This window comes from Flammeovirgaceae bacterium, from assembly GCA_015180985.1.
In the GTDB taxonomy this organism is placed as follows: domain Bacteria; phylum Bacteroidota; class Bacteroidia; order Cytophagales; family Cyclobacteriaceae; genus UBA2336.
The window spans coordinates 850077-868493 of sequence record CP054185.1 but is presented as its reverse complement, the minus strand read 5'-3'; the positions used below and the strand labels follow the sequence as shown (position 1 = coordinate 868493).

Sequence of the window (18417 nt, the reverse complement as noted above, 5' to 3'; positions counted from 1 at the left end):
GGTTACCATGTTGTCGTCTCTCTTACACTTGCGCATTCCGTTTTCGTACTTTCTGCTTCCCATCTATTTATTCAGCCTCAGTTTTGCTCCCAATCTTAATCAAGACAGGCTGCTGTGGGTATTTATCATTCTTCATTTTTTTCTATATCCCGCAAGCAATGGGTACAACAGTTACTTCGACCGTGATGAAAAAAGCATTGGCGGACTTAAAAATCCGCCACCGGTAAATAAAAGTTTATACTTTATTTCATTGCTGTTTGATGGTGCGGCCATCCTGCTGGCTTTTGTAAAAATTAACACCGCTTTTGCCGTAATGGTTTTCATTTACGGTTTGGCCTCCAAAGCATACAGCCATCCGGTAACCCGATTAAAGAAATATCCGGTTGGCGGTTGGCTGATTACCGGCTTCTTCCAGGGATTTTTCATGTTTCTGACATGCTATGTAGGGCTGAATGACTTTACCTTCATTCAGTTCCTTCGACCGGGTGTTTTAACACCCGCCATGCTAACCAGTGTGATGCTCTGGGGCAGCTATCCGCTTACGCAGGTGTACCAGCACGAAGAAGACTTAAAGCGGGGCGACATTTCGATGAGCCTGCGGCTTGGCATAAACGGCACTTTTTATTTTACCGCTATAATCTTTACACTGGCTGTTGGCGGCTTTGTTTTTTTGTTCATCAGTTATTTTCAACTGAAGTATGCCGTGTTGTTTTTGGTTTTCATGGTGCCGGTTCTGCTGTTTTTTGGTTACTGGTTCTTTCGGGTACGAACAGACGCATCAAAAGCGAATTACTCCAACACCATGCTGATGAATTTTATTTCTGCCACCTGCCTGAACGGATTTTTTATTTACCTGTTTTTGGATTCGACCCATGTGTTGGATGCCTTCTAAAAAGGCTCTCCGTGCGACTGTTTAATCAGTAAACGGGCTACCGGCCGCAGGTGAATAGCGAGTTGAACGGCCAAATTCGAACGCAAAGGGCTTCCGAAAAGGTAATGCTGTACCCTGCGGCCATATCGCAGCCGGCCCTCAAAAATTTTCTTCCAGGCGGTATCATAATTTTTTTCCAGCCACAATCTGGATTGTTTTTCGGCAATTTGTTGCAACACCAAATCGGCAGCCAGTTTGGCTGCGTGTATGGCCATGGCCATGCCGTTGCCGCACAGGGGCGTAATCATGCCGGCTGCATCGCCCACCATCAGCATGTGGTTATAAACAGGCTCTTTCGGAGCAAAGGAAACTTCGTTTATCACTTCCGGTTTTTCGAACAGGAATGTTGCGTTTGCATAAATATGCCTGATATGAGGATTTCGAAAGAGCACATGCTTTTCGAGTGCCGGAATCGCTCCGTAGCGTTTAAGCAAACTGCGGTGAACCAGGTAGCACATATTGGTTTTGCCGGCTTCAATGTTGCTGATGCCGAGGTATCCACCGTTGAAGTTATGCAGTGCGATTAAATCATCAGGATGATCAGTTTTGATGTGATGCTTAATCCCAACGTAAGGTGAACGTTTCTTGATGAAGTCGCGGTTAAGCTGAATATCCAACCGGGAGCGCTTTCCGAAGGAGCCCAAAGCTACATCTGCCTCATAAACTTTTTCTGAAGTATGTATTTTAAACCGGTTAGTATCAAAATGTACATCAGTAACCTCGCATTGTTCAAAAAGCTGAACACCTGCTGCGCGTGCCTGCTGTGAAAGAAAATGATCAAACGTGTACCGGCTGATGCCAAAGCCACCCAGATCGAGCGGAAGAAAAGTGCTTTGTCCATTTGCTGCACTCAGCTGAAACCTGGAAATAGAAGGCGGTTTAAATTTTTCAGGAAAAAGCCCGTTGTGTTTAAGAAAAGGCAGGGTTTCGTTCGACACATATTCACCGCAAACGCGGTGAAAGGGGTACGTTTTCTTTTCGAACAACATTACCGGCACGCCAGCCCCGGCCAGCCGGATGGCAGCGATTAACCCCCCCAACCCTCCGCCAATAATTGCAACCTGCTTCAAATCGTTTAAAGAATTACTTGAGTTGGTTATTTTTTTTTCAGAAAAGGTAATAAAAAGACATGCGGCAAGAGTAACCTTTTTTGTTATTCCTATGTTTAAACTACAGTTGGCTTATGGAAACTAATATCAAAACTACACCCAAACCGGAGAAAGCAGTAAATGTACTGCTGGTCGGTAACAATCCGATTGAGTTGAGTAAAATGCGCGAGTTGTTGCAACGGGTGCCTGGGTATCGGGTAATGGCCGAAATTGCCTTTGACCTGAAGAGCATCTGGCAACGGCTGTTGCAGTTTCGTCCGAACTTTATTCTGATAGACGATAACATCGGCAGGCAGGAACTTAGCCAAACCGTGGCTACGCTTTCGGCCAATCGTAAAACCAAAGATGTGCCGATTACGGTTCTGAAAAATTCCAACTTTGAGGAGGCCCTGCCTTCCAATGAGATAGCGGATTATGTATTAAAGAGAAATCTTACAGGGGAGGCCCTGTACAATACAATCAGGAATTCATTAAAACTCAGAAGAACCCGGCAATATCTGGCAGAAGCCTATAACAAGCGCAAGCGCGAATTGTTGAAATTGTTGCGTTAGATCTGATTTTCGAGAACGAGGTTAATTATTTTTTTAACACCGGCCCGATCAATCTCCAATCTTAGTTTTCGCCCGGGCCTGGAGTTGAATAAGGCATTAATCTGATTGAGTTTCATTTCATTGGCCGGGATGTTGTTAATGGCAACAATGTTATCACCAGGCAAAACACCGGCACGCTCACCAACGGAAGCAGGCCGCACTTCCGATACCTCAAAAGCACTGAGCGATGAACCCTTGGCCCGAACACTGATGCCGCTGAGGTTAAAATAAAATTCTTTGTTAAACTCACTGTTGGGCTTCAGGTAAATTTTCTCCTGTGGGAAATTGATGATCACCTGGAAACGACTCAGGATTTCACCACCCAGCGTACCATTGCGGTCAACCCGTTCGATGTATAGCGAGTCGGCATAGTAACTGTTACTGTCAGGGAAGTTAACGAGTACTCTGCGCAATATGCGCCCGCCCAACTCAATTGATTCAATTCGGCCAATCTTGCCGGATATCGGGCCGCCAAGTCCTCTGCCAATGGTGCCGCTTACGGTTTTTTCCGGCAACCGGATACGTTCGTCCGACTCAGGTTCAAGCATTAAGCCATGGCTGGCTCCGGTATCCACCAGCAATTTTGCATTTAGTGCGTGGCCTTCATCAATACTGATGGGCGCCAGCAGGTAGGGTTTGGTGTCCTGAATGCGGATGGGGATAGGCGTGTACTTACGACCCGGTTTGAATTTCTGCGGCAACATTAAGGTCATGATTTTTTTCTGGTAGTCAAACTTAACGATGAACCGGCTGAACAATTCATATCCGAGAATGCCATGAACATCGGTACCGAGGTAATTACGAAGTTCCAGGTAATCTTCTTCCAGTACCAGCAAGGCATGCCCCCGGCCCTCCACTCCCGGCAGTCGCAGCGAAACATTGTTGGTTACGTAGGCGTCAATAACCTTTTCGCCTCCTGCACCGGATATGGAATATTTGCGGCTGTATTCCAGTTGAAGAATATCCGAGAATGCCTTTTGGGTGAGGATGGCCGTGCGAACACCGGTATCAACAATAAACTTAAGCGGCAGTGTTTCATTGAGAATGACCGGAACAACAATCAGGTTGTTTACCACCTCGATGGGTATATCCACGCGCTGCCTGCCGTCTGCAATAGTGAAACCGAGATTTTGCGCAGCGGTAATCCAAGGGCATACCCCGATTAAAAGCGAAGCGAATAAAAAATTTTTCATGTCGTTTCTACGACAAGGTAATTAAATTTAATGCCCTTCTTTACAGGAGGCTTAACCGATCGAGCAGCGCTGCCGGTGAATCTTCAATGATAACGGAATTGAGGTAAACGGGTTTTAGAAAGCCTTCATCCGTCATTCGCTGCATCTGCGCAATCAGCGGGTTATAAAATGAGTTAATGTTGAGAATACCAACCGGAAGGTTAATGAGGCCCAATTGTCGCCAGGTTAAAATCTCGGCAGTTTCATCCAGCGTGCCCCACCCGCCCGGCATCATAACAAAAGCATGTGCAAGGTCGGCCATCCGCTGCTTACGTTCATGCATACTGCCCACAATTTCAAGGTGGCTGAGGCCGGTATGGCCCACTTCTTTTGCAAAAAGGAATCCGGGAATTACTCCGATTACTTTGCCATGGTGGTTTAATACAGCATCGGCCAGAATGCCCATCAGCCCGATGTTGCCACCGCCATAAACCAGGGTGTGGTTGCGCTGCGCCAGCAAAACACCCAGTTCTCGTGCGGCATCAGCATAAACAGAATTCTTACCCGTTGCTGAGCCGCAGAAAACGGCAATGTTCATAAGGGTAGGTTGCTCTTAGTACTTGTTGTCGTGCTCGTCTTTGCTCACCATTTTATTTGGGAAAACCCAGGGCGAGATAATGGCCAGAACAAACAAGGCAATAACTACGTAAAAGGGAGTCCAGGATGCATCCATAGCTGCGAAAATTGGTTGTGCGCTGTAAAAATAGCCCTGACGGGATAATTTTTATAGCAGAATTGGAAATTGTTTTTAAGCTTAGTAACCGGGTTCATCCCTCAAAACAACCCTATTCTATGAAGAAATTTCTGATCTTTTCGGCTGTGGGCGCGGTGCTCATTATTGCGCTGGTGCTCACGGTTCAGTACATCCGTTACAAACACACCAAATCGTTTAGTCCGGAGCAGGAAGTGGTTTTTGAAGAAAATGGGTTGCGCTTGCGGGTGCTATACAATCGCCCATATAAAAAAGGCCGTGAAATTTTCGGGGCGTTGGTACCGTATGGCAAGGTATGGCGCACCGGTGCCAACGAGGCTACTGTATTTGAAACCAACAAAGCCTTAACCATTGAAGGAAAAAAATTGCCAGCCGGCAAGTACAGCCTGTGGACGATACCCGACTCGGTAACCTGGACGGTTATTTTTAACTCAGAATACGGGCAGTGGGGCGTTAACAGCAAGATGGAAGCCAACCGCGATCCGGCACTTGATGTACTCTCCGTTCCTGTTCATGCCGTGAAGCAGGAACGCGTATTTGAGCAGTTTACTATTCAGTTTGAAAAAATGGGCGAGGAGGTGGAAATGATTTTACTGTGGGATCAAATCGTGGTGGCTGTGCCAATTGAATATTAAGCCTTTCTTTTTTTCGAGAATCCATCATCAATGAGTCCAGCCTCGAACAACAGAGACCGGATTACTTTTTCATCAATATCATTCGGGGATTTAAAATACATGCAAAAGACTTGCTTGCGTCCTTCTGCCTTTAGCACATTGTTTTCATTGGCCATTAAATTTCCCTGGCAGAATCCAAGTGTCACACCCTTGTTAGCATAGTCTTGTTTTTTTGGTCCCCAATACACGCTGGGCGGCCAGATGAAACAGATCATGCGGTTGCGTGTATAAAATGGCACACCGTAGTTGTTCTTTTCCCTGGCGTAAGGCAGGCATTCCAGAATAAGTAAACGAAGCCGTTTCACGATTACCTGTTCATGTATGGGTAAATCAGTAATGATCTCATCAACAGACTGTTTTTCGGGTTTCATGGAACTAAAAGTAGTAAGAACGTGTGTTCTCCTGGCTAACAGTCAAATGTATTTATTGAATCTTTCCTTGCCACACCAGTTTGTTTGTAACCAAGGTTGAGCAAATTGGCAATACGGTTCGTCCGGTAATTTACCCGCCTGTACCTTTGAATTGCTATTTCAATTTTTTTAATGCAAAATTTGAAGACAGAATTAAACCTCTAACGGATGAAACAATTAATCACAGCCCTGCTCATACTTCAGTCGCTTGCTATTAGCGCTCAAAAACAAATCACCGTTGATGACTTTACCCTCCGAAACACGTTTGCCACACGCTCGGTGTATGGTATTAACTGGATGAAAGATGGCAAGTATTATTCTTCTCAGGATGGAAATAAGATTGTCAGGATTAACATAACCACCGGCCAGGCCGAGGAAATGCTTTGCGATGGTGATGCACTCACACCGAAAATTTCTATTCAGGATTATGAATTCAGCAGCGATGAGAAAAAACTTTTGCTGATGACGGAACGCGAAGGTATTTACAGAAGATCCTTCAAAGCCGAATATTACATCTATGATTTAGCAACTAAAACAGTACAAAAGTTATCGCCAAACGGCAAGCAATCGTATGCCGCCCTTTCGCCCGATGCAGCCAACGTGGCTTTTGTGCGCGGCAACAACCTGTTTTATGTTAACCTTTCAAGCATGAAGGAAGTACAGGTTACCGATGACGGGAAGTTTAACCACATCATTAACGGCAGCACCGACTGGGTGTATGAAGAGGAATTTAGTTTCGCCAAAGCATTCTACTGGTCGCCCGATGGGAAGAAACTGGCCTACCATCGCTTCGATGAATCGAACGTGAGGCAATACACCATGCAAAAGTGGAATAAAGGTGCACTGTACCCGGAAGACTACGTGTTTAAATATCCCAAAGCCGGTGAAGCTAATTCAGTGGTTGAGATATGGATTTATGATTTGGCATCCGGCAAAAAAATAAAAGCCGACATCGGTAGTGAAACCGATATTTATATTCCTCGGGTTAAATGGACAACCAACCCAAACACCCTTTCTATCCGCAGGTTAAGCCGCCTCCAGAATGTGCTCGATATACTTCATGCCGATGCAAGTACAGGAACAAGCAAAGTAGTGCTAACCGAAAAAAACGATAAGTATATTGATATCGACTATTGCGATGATCTTACCTACCTGAATGATGGAAAGCATTTTGTTCACTCCAGCGAGCAAAGCGGGTACAAGCACCTGTACCTCTACACGATTGACGGCAAACCGGTTAACCAGATTACCCGGGGCGATTGGGAAGTAACTGAATTTCTGGGTGCCGATGAAAAGTCAAAGACGCTGTACTACATCTCTACAGAAGGAGGTCACCTTGGCCGACAGCTCTTTGCCATCAGCTATGACGGCAAGAAGAAAACGGCTTTAACTTCGGTGCCAGGTACGCACACCATCAATCTCAGCACCGACTACCAATACTACCTTGATTACTTTACCAGCGCTTCGCAGCCACTGCAGGTAACCTTGTTTCAGGTAAAAGGAAACAAGCAGGTGAAAGTGATTGAGACCAATGAGGCGCTCAGCAAACGCGCGGAAGAATACGGACTTGTAGGCCGGGAGTTCTTTACCTATCCATCGGCTGATGGCATAACCCAACTGGATGCAACCATAATGAAGCCGCGCGATTTTGATCCATCAAAAAAATACCCCGTTATGGTATTTCAGTACAGCGGCCCGCGTGCACCCAGTGTGCGCCAGGCATACGGCCCGGATACCTGGGGCCAATTACTTGTTCAAAAGGGCTACCTGGTGGTTACGCTGGATACCCGCGGGTCGGGCTACCGCGGAGAAAAGTTTGTAAAGCAAACCTATAAAGAAATGGGCAAGCTGGAACTGGAGGATTTACTGGCTGGCGGAAAATACCTCGCTTCATTGCCCTATGTGGATGGCTCGCGCCTGGGCATTTACGGATGGAGTTATGGCGGATTCATGGCATCGCTGGTAATGACAAAAGGAGCAGGCGTGTATAAACTGGGTATTGCCGGGGCACCGGTTACCAACTGGCGGTACTACGATAACATTTATACCGAGCGCTACATGCAATTGCCGAAAGACAATGCCAGCGGCTACGATGACAACTCGCCCATAAAATATGCCGACAGGCTCCAGGGGCATTTTCTGCTCATTCACGGAACGGGTGACGATAATGTACACTTTCAAAACTCCGTGGCCTTACAGGATGCCCTCATCAATGCCGGCAAGCAATTCAGGTCATTCTACTATCCGGATGACCCGCATGGAGTACGAGGTGCCAAAAGGCGGCACCACCTGTACACCATGATGACGGACTTCATCCTGGAAAAACTGTAGAACAGCTATAGGGTTCGTTCAGCTTTCCACTTTCCGTTATCGTCATCGAAATTTGAACTCCAATTACCGGAAGCGGTATCGCCAATGATTTTGCCCGTAACTTCTATGAACTCGCAATCATCAAAATCACAGGATAAATTACCGCCTTCATCTATAGCGCCTGAAAAAAGGTATCCCTCATCAATCAGAACTTCCCATTCACTTCCCTTAGCAAGCATATTGAATGCGCCATTTCCGTCACCGGAGTAGGTTCCTTCGAACACTTTAACCAAAGCAGTTGAAAGTTCTTTAACCACTTCAATCATGGCATCTGGATGTCCGTCAATCTCAAGATCAAATACGGCATAATCCAAACCATCGGCAGTTACGTAAAATCCAATGGATACACTGCTGGTAGAGTTGGTAAAGTAGCCCTCAAAGCCATTGGCAATATCGTAGGTTGCTGTAGTCGTCAGCGGAATGGTAACACCGTCAAGAATTAAGATCAATCGTAGATCCGCTATTGGCAATGTTGAACTTAATTGTGCCGCTGGAACCAACAACAAGTCCTTTGTAAATTCCTTTACCGGAATTGTCGTTCGCAGCCACGGCTTCTGGTGTAAGTGCGCAGTCTGTGCATTGGTATGGTTTCTCCTCATCATCACTGCAGGAAATGGCAAAACCTATTACCATTGCCCAGGTCAACATAGTGTATCTCATGTCATTTTGGGTTTAATACTGGCCAAATTAGCCGCAGAAGAGTTGGAGAGCAATGTGATTTTTGTGGTATATTTTAGTTCCTCCTGAGACAACGAAATCTTGTTTTTGAAGAGTTGATGGAAAAGAATCAGACAAGCACAGCCCTTTATTTCATAGCAATTATACTGCCCGAGCCCTACCATGAATTAGCGCAGGAGTTAAAAGTTCATTTCAGTAACCAGTACAATAGCAGGGCTTCACTTAATTCTCCGCCCCACATTACCCTGCACATGCCGTTTCAGTGGCGGCCTGGAAAGGAGAAAGTCCTTACCGACAAACTGAGTGATTTTTTTTCGGCTTGTTCTCCTGTTCAGATTCATTTTCAAAACTTCGGGTGTTTTCCACCGCGTGTACTATTTATTGATATCCAAAAATCAGAACCGCTGGAAAATTTGCATAAGAAACTTTCACGGTTTTGTAGAGTAGTGCTGAACCTGTTCAATGCCACACACAAAGACAATCCGTTTCATCCACACGTAACACTGGCTTTCCGCGATTTAAAAAAGACAGCCTTTAAAATGGCGTGGGAGGAGTTTAAGAATAAACCGTTCGGTGGTGAATTTTTAGCGAAGCAAATTGCTTTGCTAAAGCATAACGGAAAAATCTGGGAAGTCTTTCAGGAGTTTGACCTGGGCCAGTCTATCTGAACTTTGTTAAAACCCTGACCAGTTTACGTAAGTCATTATCGGTATTATAAACATTCGGAGCCACCCGGATGGCATTGCCCCGGTACGAAACAAACACCTTGTTTTTCAGGAGCGCTTGTTTAACTTTTTCCATGGCCACCGTATCCGGTAATCGAATGCCAAACAGGTGGCCGCCCCGCCAGTTCGCATCTTCAATCCGGTAACCCAGGTGCTTTAGCGAATCGATAGCGGGAGCGCTTAGCTGGCTGCAGTATTCCTGTATTCTGTCAGGCTTCCAGTTATTGAGTTGCTGAATGGCCTTTAGCAGCATGGGCACCAGAATGAAATTACTGTGTTCTCCAACTTCATAGCGGAGTGATCCCGGCTGGTAGGTGTCTTTGTAATTCACAAGCCCGGCAAAATCTTCACTGGCACTGCGGTTTATCCAGTTTTCTTCCACCGGCTTACCATTGTCAAAAAATTCTCCATAGTAAGCCAGGCCGATAGAGTACGGGCCGAGCAGCCACTTGTAGCCGGCACAAATAAGCGCATCGGGCTGGATAGTTTGCACATCAAATGGCAGCGCGCCTACCGATTGGGTTCCATCAATTATCAGCAATGCGCCAACCTCTCTGGTACGTTTGCGGATGGCCTCCAAATCAAAACGGGTACCGTCAGCCCAATGCACATGGCCAATGGCCACTGCTTTTGTTTTGTTGTTGATGGTTTCAAGGATGCGTTCATTCCATTGTTTGCCACGATTAACAAACCCATCAGGGGGTGATACAACGGTTATCTCTGCACCCGTGTCATCGCATAAGCTTTTCCAGGGGTAATAATTGCTGGGAAATTGTTCGGAGGCTACAATAATATGTTCACCGCGTTTGATCGGCAGGTTTTTAACCACATTGGCCATTCCATATGAAACGGAGGGTATAATAACGATGCGCCTTGGCTCCGGTGCATTGATGAGCTGAGCGTATGCAGCACGCAGCAATTCAGTGTCTGTGAAAAAATCATCAACCGTTATCATTGCCGGATTTCTCTTTTTCCGAATCGCTCGGATACCGACCTTCTCCACGCTTTTCAGCAGGGGCGACATATAGGCGCAGTTGAGGTATACAATGGCGGGCGGTAAAGTAAACTTGTTGCGTTTGGATGTAAACATTTACTTTTTAACAGGTTTCCAGGCGAAGGTATTAATCAAATGCATAATATCTTTTTTCATATACTCAATGGCCGGCTTCAGTGAATCGTTGTGCACTTTGGTGTTGAAGTAAAGCGCACCGCGTAGAAAATTTCGGGTAGAATCGGTAATGGTAAACTGCATCTGGCTGGGCACTTCGCCCTGTAACTCTACCACCACCGCGGTTTTGCCCGAAGGTGTTTTTACAATCACCTCATCAATGGCGTAGGCTTTTATCTGGTGTTTGGCCGCTAACGTGTAGGCATCGTTTACAAACTCTTTCAGCAGTTGCTCGCTGTTTTGAATAGGCTTGTAGGTGATATGAATATTTGATTTTAAAAGAGGATAATACAGTTCAATCCAGTACCGTTCACTGAAACCCGAAGTATCGGCCAGCAGCCGGGCATGACGGGAATATTCAAATGAGTACGGCAGCGAATCGGGTAGCGGAAGGTACTCAGGGTCAGGCATCACAAGGCGGTTGTAGCCGATGGGTTTTGGCAGGAATTCGCGCTGGCAGCCGGTAACGAGGCAAATCATGCACAGTACCAATGAGATTTTTGTGATGGTCATGTGGCTATTCCGATATGGTTACGCGCACCCGCCTGATTCGCTTTTTATCAAGCGATTCAACAGTGAAGGTAAACTGGCGATACGCAATGCGATCGCCCACTGCAGGAAACCCTTCGTTTAATTCAAGGATTAGCCCGCCCAGTGATTCACTTTCTCCGCGTACATCATCAAATGTATCGGCAGGTATATCCAGGGCCTTACAAAAGTCATGAAGGGTAATTCGTCCTTCAAAGATAAAGTTTAGCTCGTCTAACCGTTGAAATTTCTGACCGGCCTCGTCAAACTCATCGTTTATCTCCCCAATAATTTCCTCAATTACATCTTCAAGCGTAATCAGGCCGGAGGTCCCCCCATACTCATCCACCACAATAGCCATATGCACATGCTTTTCCTGGAAATCCTTCAGCAACGAATCAATTTTTTTGGTTTCAGGAACAAAAAACCCGGGCCTTATCAACGACTGCCATTTAAAACCGGGCTCCCGGTCAATAAAGGGCAGCAGGTCTTTAATATGCAGCACGCCCTCTACTTTATCGAGTGTTTCCCGATATACCGGCATCCGCGAAAAACCATAACCCCGGATATAGTCCACCAGTTCATGATAATTTTTCTCCATGTCAACTGCAGCAATATCAACCCGCGATTGCATAATTTGCTTAACGGTTATCGTACCAAAGTTTACAATGCCTTTCAGAATTTCTTTTTCTTCGCGGGTGGTTTCATCGGTGCTGGTGGCAATTTCAAGGGCCTGGTGCAGTTCTTCCACGGTAGCCTGGTAGCCCTTCTTTTCAAATCGTTTTTCAACAAGGTTGCTCATCTTCATAAGCGGTGTGGCCACAGGCTTAAACAAAGCAATTAAAATACGCCACAGCCCGGCCATCAGTTGTGCCATGCTGATGTTGTGCTTGGTAGCATATACTTTCGGGAGGATTTCACCGAAAAAGGTGATGGCAATGGTTACGGCCAGGGTTACGCCCAGCACAATCAATTCCTCGGGCCTGCGGGTGCCGGCCAGTTCCCACATCAGAAAAGTTGATATGGTTACGATCCCCACGTTTACCGTGTTGTTCATAATTAAAATGGTGGCCAACAACTGACGCGGATTATTTAATAAATCGATGATGGCGCGGTCGGATTTTGAGTTGCGGTCGCGGCACCGATCCAGGTCATCCGGCTTAAGTGAAAAAAAAGCCACTTCGGAGGCGGAAACCAGCCCCGAGATAATCAGCAGCAGAAAAATAACGGCCAGACTTATCACCACCATCGGGTTAATACCCGATAACACTTGTAACAAGGGTTGACTGGGAGGCTCGTCCAACGGTTTTTAGCGTTAAGGATTTACTTAAAAAGGCAAGTCGTCCGTACCACCCGTGTCGGCCGGGAGCGGCATGCTTTCGGTGCTGGTATTTTTGGGTGAAGCATAGCCTTGATTTTCAGAGGAAACAGCGGTATTGCTGCCGCGGGTTGAAAGCATCGTCATATTATCGGCCACAACCTCGGTTGTGTAGCGTGTTACACCATCCTTTTCCCATGAACGGGTTTTCAGTTTTCCTTCGATGTACACCAGGTCGCCTTTATGCAGGTATTTTTGTGCTACTTCAGCAAGCCCCCTCCACAACACAACATTGTGCCAATCCGTAATTTCCTTTTTCTCGCCTGTGGTTCTGTCACGGTATGTTTCTGAGGTAGCCACTGTAAAGTTTGCTACTGAAACGCCACTTTCTAAATTCCTCACTTCCGGATCTTTTCCGAGCCTACCAACAAGTATTACTTTATTTACTCCTGACATACGGGTATATTTTCATTTCGTGCTATAAAACAGAAGTCATTGCCCGGCATACGTGCCTGTGTGCCCTGCAATGACAACCAACTGGGCAGCAAAAATACCAATACGGGGGCAACTATAAAAGTTGAGCGTCCTTCAAAAATCGGCTGATAAGCACGGGTTTTGGCAGGTTTTCCACGGTTTTCAGACTGAATTTTCGCAGTCCGAGTTTTTTATCGGGAACTCCGTTAACCACCAGAAAACGGGCAAATATTTTTTGATGGCTGAGGTTGTGCCGGTACCACCGGGTTGCCCCGGGTTGTTTTACTTGCGTTAGCAGCGGAGCAAGTTCGGTATGGTGTTTTTTAAACCATGCCAAAGTTAGCTTTTGAGACCGCCCTTCAACAAGATAAAAATCATACAACGACTGCCAGATGTCACCGGCCGATCGCTTATTCATAAATAAAAAGTTTCCCTTACGAAAAACCACATATGTAAAGTACCGGTTACGTGCGGGTTTCTTTTTAATCTTCACCGGCAACTCAGTTTGCAGGATACCGGCATAGGCAACGCATTGTTTTTTAAATATGCAATCTGCACAAAGGGGATTTCGCGGTGTGCAGTGCAGCGCTCCGAATTCCATTATCGCCTGATTGAATAAAGCGGGCCGCTCTTTATCAATCAGTATATTGGCTAACTCATTAAAGCGTTGTTTACCTGAAACGGAATTAATCGGCTCATAAATACCAAACACCCGGGCCAATACGCGAAAAACGTTTCCATCCACCACGGCAACGGGTTCATTAAAACAAATGGAGGCAATGGCAGCGGCTGTGTAGTTTCCAATGCCCGGCAACGTAAGCAGGGCGGCATAATTGTCGGGAAATTTTCCGTTCAACTGCTGCGCAACGATGTGCGCGCACCGGTGCAGGTTACGGGCACGGGTGTAGTAGCCAAGCCCCTGCCACGCCCGCAATACCAGTTGTGCCGGTGCAGCGGCCAGCGCCTTTACCGTAGGGAATTTTTTGATAAACAAGCTGTAGTAAGGAAGGCCCTGTTCAACGCGGGTTTGTTGCAGAATTATTTCGGAAAGCCAGACTTTATACGGGTCGGTAGTGTTGCGCCAGGGTAGATTCCGTTTGTTTTTCAGGTACCATTCAACGACTTTTTGAGAGAAATAACGATTGTCCATCCTCCTGATTATCAATTTTTTCAATATTCATTTTTAAATCTGAAGCCACAAATTAACTTTGGCCTCCCGAAAAAGCAGAAATTAAAATTTACCACTGTGACCAAAGCAGATATTATTAACGAAATCGCTGAAAAGACCGGAGTAGATAAAGCTGATGTAACGGCTTCGGTAGAAGCCTTCTTCAGTGTTATTAAAAGCAACATGGCCAACGGCCACAATATTTACATTCGTGGGTTCGGCAGTTTCATTAATAAAAAAAGGAAGAAAAAAATTGCCCGGAACATTTCGCGTAACACAGCCCTGGTGATTGATGAACACTATGTGCCCAGTTTTAAGCCCGCCAAGATTTTTGTGAGCAAAATCAAAAACAGCGATAAAGTAAAACAGCTTGCTGAAAAGGCCTGACCACAGGCCCGCTGAACCCCCATGCTTAAAAACAGAATTATCCTTGTCGTGATCAGTGCCGCATTGATCGCTGCCTTATTTATGCTGCCCAAAGCAGTTGTTCGCAACGATGAACAAACTATTCAGTCCGACTCATCCGGTCAACCTACAGCTACCGATCCACACCAGGTACCGCAGCAATTGAAACAGACTATTGTCCAGGTAAGAAGGGCTTATCAGACCAGTACCGCAGAAAAAAATGCTATCTTTGCCGATTCGCTGGCAGCATTATACAGCAAAGCAGGCAGGTTTGATAGTGCTGCCTGGTTTGCTGAAAAGGCTGCAACGTTCTTTAATACACTGGAAAGCTGGGCAAAAGCCGGAAACGCCTATTACGAGGCCTATACCTTTGCTACGGACGAAAGCAGGCAAGGTGAACTGGCCCAAAAAGCACAGGAGTATTTTGCAAAAGTGTTGGCAGCGCAACCTGCTAACCTGGATGTAAAATCAAAACTGGCGATGACCTATATGTCATCGGCCAACCCCATGCAGGGCATTACCCTGCTGCGCGAAGTGCTGGCGGCCGATCCGAAAAACGAAACGGCCTTGTTCAACCTGGGCATGTTGTCCATCCAGTCGGGCCAGTATGACCGTGCCATAGAACGGTTAACGGAGCTTACTGTGGTAAACCCAAACCATGTGCAGGGGTTATTGTTGTTGGGGGTGGCTTACATGAACACAGGCGACAGGAGGAAAGCCCGTGAACAGTTTGAAAAAGTAAAACAACTGGATACCGATCCTGCAGTGCAGGCAACCGCAGATTCGTATCTGAACGACTTGAAATAAATTAAAAACCAACCCCTGCCACAGCGGGCATGGGTTAAAACATTAACAATTATGCCAAGCGGAAAAAAAAGAAAGAAGCACAAAATGGCTACGCACAAGCGTAAAAAGCGCTTGAGAAAGAACAGACATAAGAAGAAGTAAGCCAGGGAAGCCACCCGCCCGGCTGGCGGGTGGCTTATCCGAAATCTATACACATTTAATCTGATACGTTGTGAGCAATGAACTAATAATAAGCAATGCTCAGGACGGATGTCGTATAGCTCTTCTTCGGGATAAAACACTTGTTGAATTCCATCAGGAAACCGAGGGCAGCAAGTTCACCGTGGGTGATATTTACCTGGGCACCGTTAAAAAAGTGGTGCAGGGGTTAAACGCAGCCTTCATTGATGTGGGGTATGATAAGGATGCATTCCTTCATTACCTCGACCTGGGACCGCAGTTCAGTTCGCTACAGAAGTTTACCAAACTGGTGCGTGCCCGGAAAATTTTCGGCAAGCTGGAAAAATTTACGCTCGAACCGGATATTGACAAGCATGGCAAAATAGGCCAGCAACTGGCCAAGGGCCAGCTCATACCGGTGCAAATTGTAAAGGAACCTATCTCGACCAAGGGCCCGCGACTGTCCTGTGAACTCTCCCTTGCCGGGCGCTACCTGGTGCTCGTGCCCTTTTCCAACACGGTTAACGTGTCAAAAAAGATTACCAGCAGCGATGAACGCAAGCGCCTGCTGCGCCTTATCCAATCGATTAAACCCGAAAATTTCGGTGTGATCGTTCGCACAGTTGCCGAGGGCGTGGAAGTGGCCGATCTGGATCGCGACCTGCGCAACCTGGTTAAAACCTGGGAAGAAGGCATCACCCGGCTGCCCACGGCCCAACCGAACGACAAACTGATTGGCGAGTTGAACAAAACCTCTTCGCTGGTACGCGATTTATTAAACGAATCGTTCGACAACATTCATGTTGATGACAAGAAGATTTATGAAGAAATCCGGGCTTATATCCGCACCATTTCACCAGAACAGGAGAAGATTGTAAAATTCTATACCGGACGGGTTAAAATCTTTGAACATTACGGCATTGAAAAGCAGATCAAATCAGCGTTTGGTCAAACGGTGAGTTTAAAAGGCGGAGGGTATCTGATTATTGAGCACACCGAAGCCCTGCACGTAATTGATGTGAACAGCGGAAATAAATCGAACCGCGAAGAGAACCAGGAAAACACAGCTCTTTCGGTTAACATAGAGGCGGCTAAAGAAATTGCCCGCCAGCTTCGCCTGCGCGATATGGGAGGCATTATTGTGGTTGATTTCATCGACATGAAGAACCACGATAATAAAAAGCAGATCCATAAGATCATGAAAGAGGAGATGGAAAAAGACAAAGCCAAGTCCACCGTTCTGCCGCTTTCGAAATTCGGATTAATGCAGATTACCCGTGAGCGGGTTCGCCCTCAGGTAAATATTGCCACCAAAGAAGTGTGCCCGACCTGCAATGGTACCGGTAAAATTGGCGCCTCAATTTTGGTATCGGACCAGATTGAGAAAACGCTGGATTACCTGCTGGTGAAGCAAAACCAGCGGCAACTGGTTTTGGCACTTCATCCGTATTTACACTCCTATTTTACCAAAGGCATTTTTTCGCAACGGGTGAAATGGTTTTTTAAATACAAACGCTGGGTGAACATGGAGGTTGATTCTTCGGTGGGTATAACGGAGTTTAAATTCCTCAGTAAGGAAGGGGAGGAGATTGAGCTAAACTCCTGAGCAGTTTATTACGAATTGTTTCGGGTTGAGTCTGCATTAATAAACGGTGAAGATTGCTGATGAAGCAAGATGGCTTTTTTAGAGAGCGCCAACGCAACAATCAGAGATATTATCGCACCAATCCAAATACCTGGTACAAAAGAAATAAACCAGAAGTAGTCGTACGCTCCGTGAAAAGCAGTAGCAACCAGCAAAGCAACAATCGAATAGTAAATTTCTTTACGGTGTGTAAACTTAGCCTTACCGAGAAAATACCCCATTAGCACCGCGAAGCAGGCGTGCGCGGGTACTGCAGTGAACATGCGAAGAATGCCTGTGGGCACGCCATAGTGAAAAACATACAGGATGTTTTCAAAAGTTGCAAACCCCATGCCCACCATGGTGGCATACACAATGCCGTCAAACGGTTCATTGAAATTTTTATTTGGATAGAGAATAAACCGGATAAAAATGAATTTGCTGAACTCTTCAACCAATGCAACTTTGAAAAAGGCATTGGTAAACTGATCGGTTACGCTATCTTCTTTTAGGAAGACGAGGAATTCCAGCGGCCAGCTTATGGCAAAGGTTACCAGCGTACTCAGTGCACCGTAGGAAAAACTGGTGAGCAATAAACCAATCGGCTCCCGTTCATGATGATCTTTAAGGTAGATATAGATCCCAATGGCAATACCGGGGGCTAAAGCAAGCGCAAGCAGGATAAGGATATCCATTGAATACCTATTCGAGGACTTTTTCTACTTCATCCATTTTTGAAACACTGTACTTACCGCTGGTGGCGTAAAGAATCTTACCTTCTTTATCCAGCACAAAGAAGTACGGGATGTCTTTCTTCTCAAAATCAAGTGCATCTTTATAGGGCTTTAGTTCTCCTTTGTAAAAAAGGATGTATGGCAGCAGCTGCGGATCAACATTTTTAATGGCCTTGCGCTTGGCTGTACCTGTAGCGGCCGCATTAACACCGGTAAACATGGGGATAAAGTACACGTGAACATCGTACCCGAATCCCTCAAACAAGCCCTTGTTCTTCTGAATAAACTTTTCAAATACCGGCTGAAACCACGTATTCAACTCATCTTCAGATTTTTTGGAATAGGCCAGTCCAAGCAACGTATACTTTCCTTTAACTGCTTCTGGCAACGTCACTTTTTTATCTTCCACGGTTTCAGCTTCCATTAATGGAAAAGTAGTGCCGATTACCTGTGCCGAAACCGGTGCTAAAAACAATAATGCAAAGTGTATAATAAGAATTGGTCTTTTCATGGTTGAAGGTAATGAAAAGATCAAAAATACTATTAGGCATTACACTGGGTATTCATAACGAGTTATAACTGAAACTCTCTAAATTTAGGC

Annotated in this window: 21 protein-coding genes; 8 read left to right on the top strand and 13 right to left on the bottom strand. The window is 46.0% G+C overall.

Annotated features, from left to right (window positions below; genetic code table 11):
- The first annotated feature begins 7 nt into the window (after positions 1–7).
- Positions 8–892, top strand: a complete 885-nt coding sequence (locus HRU69_04175; protein QOI96735.1) for a UbiA family prenyltransferase — start codon at positions 8–10, stop codon at positions 890–892.
- Here the strand turns inward: HRU69_04175 and HRU69_04170 are convergent.
- A complete protein-coding gene (locus HRU69_04170; protein ID QOI96734.1) occupies positions 889–2001 on the bottom strand; it encodes an FAD-dependent monooxygenase in 1113 nt (370 codons plus the stop codon). The two genes, HRU69_04175 and HRU69_04170, sit on opposite strands and share 4 nt — an antisense overlap.
- A gap of 113 nt (positions 2002–2114) precedes the next feature.
- On the opposite strand from HRU69_04170, the gene HRU69_04165 reads away from it, so the two are divergent.
- Complete coding sequence (locus HRU69_04165) at positions 2115–2591, top strand: hypothetical protein (GenBank protein QOI96733.1); 477 nt, start codon at positions 2115–2117, stop codon at positions 2589–2591.
- Here the strand turns inward: HRU69_04165 and HRU69_04160 are convergent.
- Entirely contained in the window at positions 2588–3823 is a 1236-nt protein-coding gene (locus HRU69_04160) for an aspartyl protease family protein (protein ID QOI96732.1), read from the bottom strand. The genes HRU69_04165 and HRU69_04160 overlap by 4 nt on opposite strands.
- A gap of 40 nt (positions 3824–3863) precedes the next feature.
- Positions 3864–4400 (bottom strand): TIGR00730 family Rossman fold protein, encoded by a 537-nt coding sequence (locus HRU69_04155; protein ID QOI96731.1) that lies wholly within the window; start codon positions 4398–4400, stop codon positions 3864–3866.
- A gap of 254 nt (positions 4401–4654) precedes the next feature.
- Here HRU69_04155 and HRU69_04150 point away from each other — a divergent pair, with 254 nt between their 5' ends.
- Positions 4655–5209, top strand: a complete 555-nt coding sequence (locus HRU69_04150; GenBank protein QOI96730.1) for a DUF2911 domain-containing protein — start codon at positions 4655–4657, stop codon at positions 5207–5209.
- Here HRU69_04150 and HRU69_04145 read toward each other — a convergent pair.
- Positions 5206–5619 (bottom strand): DUF1801 domain-containing protein, encoded by a 414-nt coding sequence (locus tag HRU69_04145; GenBank protein QOI96729.1) that lies wholly within the window; start codon positions 5617–5619, stop codon positions 5206–5208. The genes HRU69_04150 and HRU69_04145 overlap by 4 nt on opposite strands.
- Before the next feature lie 207 nt (positions 5620–5826).
- Between HRU69_04145 and HRU69_04140 the strand changes: the two genes are divergently transcribed.
- The gene (locus HRU69_04140) at positions 5827–7989 is read left to right on the top strand and encodes a S9 family peptidase (GenBank protein ID QOI96728.1); all 2163 of its coding nucleotides are present in this window, start codon (positions 5827–5829) and stop codon (positions 7987–7989) included.
- Between the two features lie 5 nt (positions 7990–7994).
- On the opposite strand, the gene HRU69_04135 is transcribed toward HRU69_04140, so the two are convergent.
- Positions 7995–8477 (bottom strand): hypothetical protein, encoded by a 483-nt coding sequence (locus tag HRU69_04135; GenBank protein ID QOI96727.1) that lies wholly within the window; start codon positions 8475–8477, stop codon positions 7995–7997.
- Positions 8461–8688 (bottom strand): hypothetical protein, encoded by a 228-nt coding sequence (locus HRU69_04130; GenBank protein ID QOI96726.1) that lies wholly within the window; start codon positions 8686–8688, stop codon positions 8461–8463. The genes HRU69_04135 and HRU69_04130 overlap by 17 nt, the downstream gene beginning before the upstream one ends.
- 116 nt (positions 8689–8804) lie before the next feature.
- Between HRU69_04130 and HRU69_04125 the strand changes: the two genes are divergently transcribed.
- Positions 8805–9374 (top strand): 2'-5' RNA ligase family protein, encoded by a 570-nt coding sequence (locus HRU69_04125; GenBank protein ID QOI96725.1) that lies wholly within the window; start codon positions 8805–8807, stop codon positions 9372–9374.
- Here the strand turns inward: HRU69_04125 and HRU69_04120 are convergent.
- The 5 genes from HRU69_04120 to mutY form a co-directional block, all read right to left on the bottom strand.
- On the bottom strand, positions 9367–10521 hold the full coding sequence (locus HRU69_04120; GenBank protein QOI96724.1) for an aminotransferase class V-fold PLP-dependent enzyme: 1155 nt from the start codon (positions 10519–10521) through the stop codon (positions 9367–9369). The two genes, HRU69_04125 and HRU69_04120, sit on opposite strands and share 8 nt — an antisense overlap.
- Positions 10522–11112, bottom strand: a complete 591-nt coding sequence (gldD, locus tag HRU69_04115) for a gliding motility lipoprotein GldD (protein ID QOI96723.1) — start codon at positions 11110–11112, stop codon at positions 10522–10524.
- A 4-nt stretch (positions 11113–11116) separates the two neighbouring features.
- Positions 11117–12430: a gliding motility-associated protein GldE gene (gldE, locus tag HRU69_04110; GenBank protein ID QOI96722.1), complete on the bottom strand. Its 1314-nt coding sequence runs from the start codon at positions 12428–12430 to the stop codon at positions 11117–11119.
- A 24-nt stretch (positions 12431–12454) separates the two neighbouring features.
- The gene (gene ssb, locus HRU69_04105; protein ID QOI96721.1) at positions 12455–12901 is read right to left on the bottom strand and encodes a single-stranded DNA-binding protein; all 447 of its coding nucleotides are present in this window, start codon (positions 12899–12901) and stop codon (positions 12455–12457) included.
- 112 nt (positions 12902–13013) lie between these two features.
- Positions 13014–14069 carry an A/G-specific adenine glycosylase gene (gene mutY / locus HRU69_04100; protein ID QOI98818.1) on the bottom strand — a complete coding sequence of 352 codons (1056 nt, stop codon included), beginning with the start codon at positions 14067–14069 and terminating at the stop codon, positions 13014–13016.
- A 96-nt stretch (positions 14070–14165) separates the two neighbouring features.
- Between mutY and HRU69_04095 the strand changes: the two genes are divergently transcribed.
- From HRU69_04095 to HRU69_04085, 3 genes are all read left to right on the top strand, one after another.
- Entirely contained in the window at positions 14166–14474 is a 309-nt protein-coding gene (locus HRU69_04095) for an integration host factor subunit beta (protein ID QOI96720.1), read from the top strand.
- 21 nt (positions 14475–14495) lie between these two features.
- Positions 14496–15299, top strand: a complete 804-nt coding sequence (locus HRU69_04090; protein ID QOI96719.1) for a tetratricopeptide repeat protein — start codon at positions 14496–14498, stop codon at positions 15297–15299.
- A gap of 211 nt (positions 15300–15510) precedes the next feature.
- Complete coding sequence (locus HRU69_04085; protein QOI96718.1) at positions 15511–17064, top strand: Rne/Rng family ribonuclease; 1554 nt, start codon at positions 15511–15513, stop codon at positions 17062–17064.
- Between the two features lie 8 nt (positions 17065–17072).
- Here the strand turns inward: HRU69_04085 and HRU69_04080 are convergent, their stop codons facing one another.
- Both HRU69_04080 and HRU69_04075 read right to left on the bottom strand, forming a co-directional pair.
- Complete coding sequence (locus HRU69_04080; protein ID QOI96717.1) at positions 17073–17777, bottom strand: PrsW family intramembrane metalloprotease; 705 nt, start codon at positions 17775–17777, stop codon at positions 17073–17075.
- A 7-nt stretch (positions 17778–17784) separates the two neighbouring features.
- Complete coding sequence (locus HRU69_04075) at positions 17785–18327, bottom strand: hypothetical protein (GenBank protein ID QOI96716.1); 543 nt, start codon at positions 18325–18327, stop codon at positions 17785–17787.
- Positions 18328–18417 lie beyond the last annotated feature (90 nt).